The sequence below is a fragment of the Mesorhizobium sp. WSM3866 genome, from assembly GCF_002294795.1.
Lineage (GTDB): Bacteria > Pseudomonadota > Alphaproteobacteria > Rhizobiales > Rhizobiaceae > Mesorhizobium.
The window spans coordinates 1-7245 of the sequence record NZ_NSGC01000036.1; the positions used below are offsets into that span (position 1 = coordinate 1).

Annotated in this window: 4 protein-coding genes and 1 pseudogene; 3 read left to right on the plus strand and 2 right to left on the minus strand. The window is 56.4% G+C overall.

Features of this window, described 5'->3' with window-relative positions; genetic code table 11:
• The 3 genes and pseudogenes from CK222_RS32775 to CK222_RS31160 all read left to right on the plus strand — a co-directional run.
• A pseudogene (locus CK222_RS32775) lies at window positions 1-703 on the plus strand (hypothetical protein); the annotation flags it as partial.
• A 490-nt stretch (window positions 704-1193) separates the two neighbouring features.
• Window positions 1194-2846, plus strand: a complete 1653-nt coding sequence (locus tag CK222_RS31155; protein ID WP_095802979.1) for an ABC transporter substrate-binding protein — start codon at window positions 1194-1196, stop codon at window positions 2844-2846.
• A 289-nt stretch (window positions 2847-3135) separates the two neighbouring features.
• Window positions 3136-3969, plus strand: a complete 834-nt coding sequence (locus tag CK222_RS31160; protein WP_095802977.1) for an MBL fold metallo-hydrolase — start codon at window positions 3136-3138, stop codon at window positions 3967-3969.
• Here the strand turns inward: CK222_RS31160 and CK222_RS33315 are convergent.
• Together CK222_RS33315 and gabT are read right to left on the minus strand one after the other, a co-directional pair.
• A complete protein-coding gene (locus CK222_RS33315; protein ID WP_245433416.1) occupies window positions 3955-4296 on the minus strand; it encodes a hypothetical protein in 342 nt (113 codons plus the stop codon). The genes CK222_RS31160 and CK222_RS33315 overlap by 15 nt on opposite strands.
• Before the next feature lie 996 nt (window positions 4297-5292).
• Window positions 5293-6609, minus strand: coding sequence for a 4-aminobutyrate--2-oxoglutarate transaminase (gene gabT, locus CK222_RS31170; protein ID WP_176477813.1), 1317 nt, complete (start codon window positions 6607-6609; stop codon window positions 5293-5295).
• Window positions 6610-7245 lie beyond the last annotated feature (636 nt).

Sequence of the window (7245 nt, forward strand, 5' to 3'; positions counted from 1 at the left end):
GACGGAATCGAGGTCATCGAAACGAAGCCGCAGAGCGCCGCTTGATCAGCCTCGTCACCCAAATTCCAGCATAGCTCGGCAGCTCACCAAGGTCGAACTTTCCCAAATGGGCAACAAGCCAACCTACGGCCTGATCCCAGCAAACAGCTTCGGCACGACCGTTCGACGGACGATCGACAACGGCCTTATCCTTCGCAACGTTTACTCTTACGCCACCGATTTCAAGACGACGCAGCGGGACGTGACAAAGGCCAGGGCGCAGCAGCAGATTGCGTTTGACCGACGCTGGCCTGGACTTTCGTCGATAGGCTTTGAAAGCAGCTGGGACGGACTTCTTACCCTTGCTCAAAACGGCGGAAAGGTCTCCGGCGAGTTGGACCGCAATGTCTACGGCGCAGCATTCTGCAACGGCACGGCTGTCGCTCGGGGAGCTGCTTTCGGCAAGGCCCGCCGAGTTGGCGACGGGTCGATCGTCGCCCGTGATCGATATCCTGAAAACAAGGGCGAAGCCAAGCAAGCCCTACCCCAAGGCTGTCACTGCGCTGGGTGTGCGCTTCGTAACAGCGGTCCGCTTCAGACAGGCCGGGGCAGAAGTTTAGCCCCAGAAATTATGGCGACCTACAGGACTGGGAATGCATTAGTACCGAGGCGCTTACCGTTCGAGCTAACAGCACATTTGGAGCCGGTGGCGCCATCTTGCTGACATAGATTAGCCACGTGCGGGAGATGGAATGGCTCGATTGTAGGCAACCCAGGCGACGCATCAGACAAGATCGGATTCAAGCCGCCGCATTGTCGACGACTCCGTAAACACTGCTCCGCTGCCAAGCATTGCTGCTTCCACGTCAGTTGCCGCTACCAAGGCGAACGCCAGAGTGGCCACGAGATAGGATAGATTTACATCGCCGGGCACCTTTTCATAGTTCAGTGATCTCTAATGATCGCCTAATTTTCTCTTGGCCTTTCCCGGAAGTCGAAGGAGGGGCACCGTGTAAGCGGCAGCGGATATGAATATCTCAGCATGCCCTCGTGTTCATCGTCAACAATAACGCTTGAGCCCCATGTGACAAAACGGCTGACCCACGTTGCCGATCGTGTGCGGGTCCAGAAATTGCAGGGACCCTCAAAGGAGCTTGAATTCGACTCGGTCGGCTCACTCCGTCGACATCAACCATAACCCTGTGGAGGTGCAAATGAGTTTTTTCAACAGGATGGGCAAACCTATGCCCAAAATATTCGACCGGCTCGCCGAAGAGACAAAAACGGGCAAAATGGATCGACGCGAATTCCTGGCGCTCGCGTCCATCTTTGGTGCCTCGACGGCTGTGGCGTACTCTATGCTTGGAGCCTTTCCGGCGGCGCATGCCGAAGAGACCGGAAAAAAAGGTGGAACATTGCGAATTGCCATGCGCGTCGACGGCGCCAAAGATCCTCGTGTGAGTGATTACCCGGAAATCGGTAACATTTCTCGTCAATTCCTGGACCCACTGGTCAAGTACACCAGCAAATACACTTTCGAACCTTGGTTGTTGGAGAGCTGGGAAGCCAACGACGATGCGACAGGATATCTGCTACACGTCCGCAAGGGTGTCAAATGGAACAACGGGGACAATTTTACTGCAGATGACGTGCTGTTCAACCTGCAGCGGTGGTGCGAAAAGGACGTACCTGGGAATTCCATGGCAGCGCGCCTGGTTACGCTGATCGATGAAAAGACAGGCAAGGCGAAAGACGGCGCCATCACAAAGGTCGACGAGCATACGATCAAACTGACGCTGTCAAAGCCTGACGTCACAATCATCGCGGGCTTTGCCGATTACCCAGCCCTGCTAGTCCATCGTGAATTCGAAAAGAACGGCTCGAATTTAGTAACGCATCCGGTTGGTACGGGCCCGTTTGAACTGGTCTCATGGGAGGTTGCCCAAAAGGCGGTTTTGAAGCGCCGAGCAAACGGAACATGGTGGGGTGGTGAGCCGTACTTGGACGAAGTTCAATTCATTGACTATGGAACCGATACATCTCTGCTTCAGAGCGCTTTCGAGTCAAATGAGATCGATGCCAACTACCAGACCTTCGCGAACAATATCGACGCATGCGACGCACTCGGTCTCGTCAAGTCCGAGGCAAAGACGGCGACAACGATCGTATGCCGGACCAAGGTTACCGCCAAGCCGTATGATGACCAGCGAGTTCGCAATGCCCTGCAGCTTGCCGTCGACAACGGCACTATCCTACAAATTGGTTACAATGGCCGCGGCATCGTTGGCGCCAACTACCATGTAGCGCCGATACACCCGGAGTATTATCCGCTCCCGGAACAGAAGCGAGATGTCCACGCTGCAAAGCAACTGATGACCGAAGCCGGCCAGATGGATTTCGAGCACGAAATTTTCGGTCCGGACGTCGATTGGCTGAAGGATTCGACCGATGCAATTGCGCAGCAGCTGCGCGAGGCTGGCTTCAAGGTGAAGCGGACGGTTCTGCCCAGCAGCACGTTCTATAACGACTGGACGAAATACCCCCTGTCCGCCACGAACTGGAATATGCGGCCGCTTGGCGTTCAGGTCTTGGCGCTCGCCTATCGAAGTGGTGCTGAATGGAATGAATCGTCTTGGTCCAACCCGGAATTTGACAAGCTACTGGACCAGGCGTTGACAGTGCCGGACCCCGAGAAGCGAAAGGGGCTCATGAAGGATATCGAAGCGCTTCTGCAGGATTCTGGTGTGCTCATTCAACCCTATTGGCTTTCTGTGTTTCATCATTCGGCCAAGCGGGTCAGAGGCTACGAGATGCACCCAACGTTCGATGTCGATCTCGGTAAGGTTTGGCTCGATCAAACTGGCTGAAAATTGTAACCTCACAAGAAATAACCGGGCGGCTTGCGATGGCGTGCCGCTCGGGTGCCAAACAGCTGGCCGGACGACTTGCTGGGCTGCAATACCAATTTGGCAATGCACCCCGCGGTCTGACCCTTGCAACTTTTCGGCTGACGTGCCGACCCCGTTTCAACGCCGGCCATCGCCGGGCCATTTGTCGAAGATGGGCTCGGCCTAGTCACTTGGAAACCCGGGTAGAGCATTATTTCATTGTAGATCCACATCTCGAAGGCCGAGTTGCTAACGGTAACGAAATCGCATGACTTTGATCCAACATTCCAGAAATCTCTGGGAATTTCGGGACACGTGCAACGTATTTATCTTGAAAAGCGATAGAGATGCGCTGCTAATCGACACGGGCTCCGGTGCTATTATGCGCCATCTAGTCGACATAGGAGTCGACCGGGTCGACTGGGTCTTGCACACACACCACCATCGAGACCAATGCTGGGGTACGAAAAGCGTCCGCAAGTCCGGCGCGAAGGTTGCCGTTCCGGAATTCGAGCGACACCTGTTCGACAATGTCGAGGCTCACTGGCAGACCAGGGTGATCTACGACAACTACAACAACATGAACACGTTCTTCTCGTTGGGCGAAAACATTTCTATAGACGCCATCTTAGAAGATTACAGTACTTTCGTCTGGAAAGACTATGAGGTCCGTATCATGCCAGCCAAAGGCCACACGTACGGCATGATCAGCCTGATCACGCGCGTGGATGGTCAGAAGGTCGCCTTTATCGGCGATTTGATGACGGCCGGAGGGAATCTGTATCAGCTGCATGCAATGGAATATGCCTATGGCGACCTGGCCGGGGTCGAATTCACGATGCAATCCATCCTTGCCTTGAAGCGGGAGAACGTCTCGATCGCATACCCTTCTCATGGAGAGACAATCAGCGGGGTCAGCGCGGATATCGAAAGGCTCGAACCGAAGCTGGAAAAGCTGGCGAATGTCGGCCGGCTTTTCACATCCGGATGGAATACAGGTTTCGAGGATTGGAAAACGTTGCGAAAGCAAGCTGGAGAAGATTTCGGATCACCTGCTTTGGGCAGGCCCATACACCTGCTCGAACTTTTACATCGTGCTTAGCGGAAGCGGGCACGCCATGTTGCTACGGATTGTCATCTCCAGGGCACCTGCATTTCGGCAATAGATCACAGCGGCATGCAAGCCCTGCGCTTTGTCGAACATCATATCGACCAACTGCGGGACGAATACGGAGTTCAGCAGATCGAAGTCGTCATTCCCACCCACATTCATGACGACCATATCTGTGGAATCCCGTTTCTTCAGCGTAAATTCGGCACGGAATGCTGGGCTCTCGACTGCGTTGCCGAAGCTATAGCGAACCCTTCTGCGTGGGCAAGTACGCCATGTTGCTTTCGAAAGCCTATAGAAGTGCAGAAAGTACTGCATGATGGTGAGGCATTCCACTGGAGAGGATTTGTTTCCATATTCACTACGCACCTGGTCAAGCCGAACTCCACTCAATGATTTTGGCTCAGATGGACCGGAAGGCGGGTGCTCTTCAGCGGTGACAATGTTGCTCTATGCAATCCGGGCGCCGGAGGATCGATCGCGAGATTCCGGTCCAGCTAACGGTGATGCGTAACAGCTTCCAATTGGAGATGCGTCGTCGTTGCGCAACCGTTTTGCAGGCCACGAAGCCAGATGTACTTTGTCCCGGCCACGGGACCTGATTGAGATACGTCAGTCCTAAATTTCGGAATACACGGATTATATCGAGCGAAAGGAGGCAGCTTTCCGCGACGTCGTAAGCGAGCCCGCGGACTAATTCATCGACCTTTTTTGGGCACGGATGCTGCCATATATTTCAGAAACGAGCCCGGACAGCGAAGTCACGTATACCGTCAGGGTCCGTAATAACCTGAACCGCTCCGCCCTTTTTGCCGCTCGCCTGTTACCGGCCTTTGGTTGGCGACCGCATGCCGAAGTACAAAGCATCACGCTTGCACCGGCAGAGCAAGGCGACCTGTTCCTCCAGGCGACCGCACCATCTCGCGCGGATTCGACGCGCAGGCTGGTGCTTGCTGAGATCTTTATCGATGGCGTCTCCCAGGGGCCCGTCTGTGAAGCACTCGTCTCAACTTCCGGCGCCCCTCCGAGTCGGTGAGTCCCCTGCTACTAACCTTCTCCTTCGAAGGGCATGGCTTAGTCAGGGCAGCGAAATGAAATGGGTCGATAGCATCCAAGGCGAGCGCCAAGGTGTTATCGACCCATTACATTTAGCCGCTATCGGTTCGAACCTGAACGTCCGAAAACCTCAAATGGCGGCACGGCTGGTTTCAGCCTGACTCAGAGTCGCTGAACGCGTTGGTTTGCGTGAACCCCGGAACTCACTTGCCAATGCAAATGCCTCTGAGGTCTGCAAAGCTGATGCGTGTCCCCTGCCTAAGCAACAGCCTTTGCGGGAGCAAGCTCGCTCTCGAGCGCGGCGTCGATCGATTCGTCGAGGATGCCCAGGGCTTCGTCGACGAGCGCATCCGTCAGGACCAGCGGGACAAGGAAGCGGATGACGTTGAAGTGGCGCCCGGCCGATGCGAGCAGCAGACCGCGGCTGGCTGCTTCCTTGATGACCTTGGCGGTGAGCGCGCGTGCCGGCTTGCGGGTTTCGCCATCTTCGACCAGTTCCGCGCCGATCATCGAGCCCAGCCCTCGGATATCGCCAATCACGGTGCGGTTCCGCTTCTTCTGGATTCGCTGCAAGCCAGCCGTGAGACGCTCACCGATCTCATTGGCGCGGCCAAGCAGATTCTCCTCCTCCAGCACATCCAGCACGGCCAAGGCAGCCGCACAGGCCAACGGGTTGCCCGCATAGGTGCCGCCCAGGCCGCCGACCGCAACGGAGTCCATGATCTCCGCTTTGCCGACGATCGCGGCAATCGGGATACCAGCCGCCAGGCTCTTGGCCATCAGCAGCAAGTCAGGCTCGATGCCGGTATGCTCGATCGCAAACAGGCGGCCGGTTCTGCCGAGGCCAGACTGCACCTCGTCGGCGACGAGGACGATGCCATGCTGATCGCAAAGGCGCCGGATACCTGCCATGAACTCGACAGGCGCGGGAATGAAGCCACCTTCACCCAGAAGCGGCTCGATGACGATCGCCGCGACCGCACTCGCCTCGATCTCGGATTCAAAGAGCGTGTCCAAGGCCGAAAGGCAGTGCTCGACGCTGACGCCCCGATAGAGATCCGGATAGGGCGCGCGATAGATGTTTCCGGGGAACGGTCCGAAGGACTGCTTGTATGGATTGACCTTTCCCGTCATTGCCATGGTCAGCAGCGTGCGGCCGTGAAAGGCACCGCCGAAGACAATGATGCCGCGCCGCTTGGTGTAGGCGCGGGAAATCTTGACGGCATTCTCGACCGCCTCCGCACCGGTCGTGACGAGCAATGTCTTGGCCCGTCCGCCGACCTTGCAACGCTGGTTCAGCCGCTCAGCCACGGCAAGATAACTCTCATACGGAGCGGTGCCGAAGAAGGTGTGGCTGAACTTGGTAAGCTGGGCCTGTATGGCAGCGACGACCTTCGGATGCGAGTGGCCGACCGCCAGAGCACCCATTCCGCTCAGGAAGTCGATATATCGCCGTCCCTCCACGTCCCAGATCTCGGCACCTTGAGCCCGCTCGACATACATCGGAAAGGGCGGCGAGACCGATGCCGCAACAGCAGCATTCCGGCGCTCGTCCAAAGCAACATTCGACACCATTTAATTACCTCCAGTTGGATTGCCTCGAGACGCGCCAGAAAACCACGCCTTATTCGCCAGCGCTCGCGGCAACGAAGGGTCATCACTAGTGATAAGTTCTGCAAGAGCAGGTCTCCAACAGACTATAGAGCGGAGCGGACTGGGCGAGAACAGCTAAAAATTTTGGCCGGCCCCAAATCCAGTTTATGCCGAATCGGCTTTGCGAGGCCCGAGATCGCGACAAGTAGCAGGCAGACTCGAAAATCCTCACCGACCCAGCCATGCTCTCCCCGATCTGCGCACTAGCTACGTAGAACGCTAGTACCCGCGAACTCAGTCAACCCGTCGTTGCCGTCATCGTGCATCTGAGGGTTCATAAATGAGGCTAACACTAAGATGAACCTTGGCACCAAAAGTCCGGCCGAGCGGGAATGTCATCTACTGCTGCTGGCGTCCATAGCTGTCCAGGCGGCTCTAAACCCAGTTTATGTCGAGCCGAGGATGCAAGCGGGGACGCGAGCCCGCGGCATCAGCCGGCTCAGAAATCACAGGCGCAGCTCTTCGGACTGGGCGAGAAACCAGTCGACCAGTATCTTGCACCGCTTGTTCTTGCTGACGTCGTCGCTGGCCAGCAGGAAGAATGCTCGTTCGGTCTTG

Bases quoted from the DNA above. Each gene is read 5' to 3' on its own strand.
- gabT (WP_176477813.1), bottom strand. From the start codon at position 6,609: ATGGTGTCGAATGTTGCTTTGGACGAGCGCCGGAATGCTGCTGTTGCG.
- CK222_RS31155 (WP_095802979.1), top strand. From the start codon at position 1,194: ATGAGTTTTTTCAACAGGATGGGCAAACCTATGCCCAAAATATTCGAC.
- CK222_RS33315 (WP_245433416.1), bottom strand. From the start codon at position 4,296: ATGCAGTACTTTCTGCACTTCTATAGGCTTTCGAAAGCAACATGGCGT.
- CK222_RS31160 (WP_095802977.1), top strand. From the start codon at position 3,136: ATGACTTTGATCCAACATTCCAGAAATCTCTGGGAATTTCGGGACACG.